Raw genomic sequence first — 3,187 nt, 5'->3', positions numbered from 1 at the left:
AAAAAATATTGATGATTTTAAGGCAGAATTGCGAGAGTTGTATGAGCAGAATCCCGGTATTTTAGAAGAAAAGGGCTCCCTGGAGAACTCGGAATACCGTTGGAAAGGGGTTCTGAAACTACTTGAGCTTTATTTTCCCGAAAAGCTGGAAACAGGTGAAATGACGCATATTTTACTTGAGTATCCCGAGTTTAAGAGAGTGCCAGAAATTTATATCAGATCATTTGCCAAAGCAGTACTTCCTGACCTTGAGTTACCTGAAGGGCTGCCCAAATACGAGCTGCTTGACAGGGTTCTGGATGCTGCCAGCCCGGAGATTATAAGGCTCATGCATGCTTATCTTGGTTTTCCACAGTGTCTTCACCAGTTGGTTTCGTTATTTGTAACCCAGTTGCCATTAATGGCAGCACAAAAACCAAAAAACTATATTTTTCAGGTTAAAACAGGTCACGTTAGTGTTGTTTCTATCAGGAGAAATAGCAGGGGGCATTTTCAGGTTTTTTTTGCTGATAGTTTAACTGTTTTTAAGCAGTACCATGCAGACAAAACTTATTCACCCCTGCCGCATTTTGTCGGTTTGGCGTTAATACTGGCGATAAAGTATCACGGTTTTACTGATTCCCAGTTTTTCTTTCTGCCTCCTCGACAAGCCGGTGGTTTTGGCTGTGAGTCATTTGCGTTGCACGATCTGGAAACATTGTTGGAGTCCCCTGTGTTGTCCGAAAACGGTTATTATGCGGATGAAGAACCTCTTACCAAAGACAATATGTTGAGCTTTTATTCGCAAATAATGTACCTGGAGGGGTCTGAACAACCCGGGCAATTGGTCATCAATGGTGAGCGCACGAACTATGCCGAAACACTGGACAAGTCTGCCTTTGATACGTATGACCTGGACTTCTTAATTCTTATGTCTCTCGGAACCTGGCAGAAATCAGGGCTGGAGTCAGATTTGGTTAAGTTGCATCAGTTGTGCCAGTTTCCTTCGAGGTTTGCACATCTGACTCAAGGGCAGCAAAACCTGGAACGGTTGTTGGAAAATTTTCCTGAAGAATGCCAAAAGGAGGTGAATCAGATAATCGACGAGACTCGGGGCCTGTTAACCGTCAATGATGGAACCTGTCGTAACAATGTTAATCTGGCCGCTACTCTGCTGTGGATGAAAATGAATATTGATTTGCTGGATATGAATCGCCCCGGGCAGGAAAAATAGAACAGTGAGGACAGGGCTTGCAGAAAATCGGACCGATACGAAACACTACACAGCTACGCCAAAGTAGAATCCTTCGGGAGTATGGGTTGACTCTGTCTTGCATCGTCAAGATCACTGGTTTGAAGGCAAGTGAGAAAAACCATTGCCATGAAATTCTGCTATTAGAATTGAGGGTTAATAAAAAGCCCTGATGGCTTCTGAGGGCTCATCAGGGCTGTTTGCAAGCTGGTGGAGGCGGCGGGAATTGAACCCGCGTCCGCCGATTCTCCGCCTTCGGCTCTACATGTTTAGATTCCGTTTTTAGGCTAACGCAGAACGACCCAACGGTCAGGGTGACACTGCGCGATCCTGAAAAGTTTAACCTGTCAGCCCCAGGCAGACATCAAGGCGATCCTGTTTTCAATAGCGGTCATTTCCAGCCAACAGGCAAGTCGGAGTGACCGGGAGGAGGCAGGTATTAAGCTGCCATAGCTCCTTGGAAGTTGTCTTCGTTAGCAACTAAAAGGTTGTAGTGTTTTGATTTACGAGAATCACTACATTCTCGACATGCACCTAAGGTTTCGTAACCGTCGTCGAATCCAGATCGCCCCCAGAGAAACCTGAGGCTAATTATTCAAAAAGTGGCATAGAAGTCAACCTGTTATTTATACCCGGGATGCTTATAAAAAGACATCTGTCATGTAGTTAGCCTCGGTGCATAACCCGCTGCTTTTCGATATTCCATTCGCGCTCTTTAGTGGCAGCACGCTTGTCGAACTCTTTCTTACCACGGGCAAGGGCTACCTGGCATTTGACCAGATGACCTTTCCAGTACAGCTTGGTAGCGATACAAGTATGACCTTTCTGTTGAGTCTCCGAGAACAGCTTGGCTAACTCTCTTCTGTGCAACAGCAGTTTCCGGTCGCGCAGAGGATCAGCCATCACATGGGTGGATGCTGTATCCAGTGGTGTTATCTGGGCACCAATCAACCAGGCTTCGCCATCTTTGAGTAGAACGTAGCTGTCAACCAGTTGCACTTTACCCATGCGAAGGCTCTTGACTTCCCAGCCTGCCAGTGAAAGCCCTGCTTCAAATGACTCATCAATGTGGTAGTCATGACGGGCTTTTTTGTTGACGACAATGGAAGAGTCGCCTTTACCGCTTTTTTTCGATCTTTTAGCCATGCGCGGATTATAACGTGGATAGCGTATAAAACCAGTCGTTGCTTATGACAGTTACTCATTCAGGCTCCTGACGGTTTTTCGTATTTGTTCAGGGCTTCTTTTCTTTAGGTTAAATGTTCTGGGTTGTAAATTATTTTGGGGGATATTTCTTTTTTTGTGGTGATTGTAGGAAAAAGTGGTTGAGGTGAGAAATGAAACCGATACAATGCTCAGCGTCGCCCTCATGCTCCAGTGAAAGCTTTATGGTAGCTGCTTTATTCGGTGTTGAGTGGGCTGTTATTTGTGCCCCTGGCTGTAATAATGACTCTACTCTCTTCTTCAAGCTGGTTGTCGTTTGAGCTCCTTTTCCTGATTGTCTGATTCGAGACTGAATAGCCCGGGCGGCTTGCAATAAAATGCAGTGTTGTTCGAAGTATCTTTGCAGCACTCTGCATGAAGGTTTCACTCGATAAGAATTTTGCTGTACATCATTGAGGAGTCTCATGTCAGGACAAAACCCGACAACCGCGCGCAAAACCTGGAACAACCGTTGGACATTTATGCTGGCTGCCGCCGGATCTGCCATTGGTCTGGGTAATATCTGGAAATTCCCGTACATTGCTGGCCAATACGGTGGTGGCGCCTTCGTATTGGTTTATCTGCTGTGTATCGCGCTGGTAGGTATACCGTTGTTGATGGCTGAAACGGCCATTGGTCGTTCGGCTCGCCTTAGCCCACTGAATGCTATCCGTAAATTGACCAGTGATGCAGGAGTGTTCCGTGGCTGGGAAGTGATTGGCTGGATGGGTATGGCCACCGGTTTCATTATTC

At 46.2% G+C, this 3,187-nt stretch carries 2 protein-coding genes, 1 other RNA gene and 1 pseudogene; 2 read left to right on the top strand and 2 right to left on the bottom strand.

Features of this window, described 5'->3' with window-relative positions; translation table 11 throughout:
• A partial coding sequence (locus KDK16_RS01240; protein WP_257274317.1) for a hypothetical protein occupies window positions 1–1,213 on the top strand: 1,213 nt, incomplete at its 5' end.
• A gap of 226 nt (window positions 1,214–1,439) precedes the next feature.
• On the opposite strand, the gene ssrA is transcribed toward KDK16_RS01240, so the two are convergent.
• Window positions 1,440–1,804, bottom strand: a transfer-messenger RNA (tmRNA) gene (ssrA, locus tag KDK16_RS01235).
• A 93-nt stretch (window positions 1,805–1,897) separates the two neighbouring features.
• Window positions 1,898–2,377, bottom strand: a complete 480-nt coding sequence (gene smpB / locus KDK16_RS01230; RefSeq protein WP_257253827.1) for an SsrA-binding protein SmpB — start codon at window positions 2,375–2,377, stop codon at window positions 1,898–1,900.
• A 482-nt stretch (window positions 2,378–2,859) separates the two neighbouring features.
• On the opposite strand from smpB, the pseudogene KDK16_RS01225 reads away from it, so the two are divergent.
• A pseudogene (locus KDK16_RS01225) lies at window positions 2,860–3,187 on the top strand (sodium-dependent transporter); the annotation flags it as partial.

The organism is Endozoicomonas sp. SESOKO4 (assembly GCF_024606275.1).
The sequence above is the reverse complement of the archived record's forward strand: the minus strand, read 5'-3'. Positions and strand labels throughout refer to the sequence as shown.

Excerpts from the sequence above, each read along its gene's own strand:
- smpB (WP_257253827.1), bottom strand. The coding sequence starts at position 2,377 with ATGGCTAAAAGATCGAAAAAAAGCGGTAAAGGCGACTCTTCCATTGTC.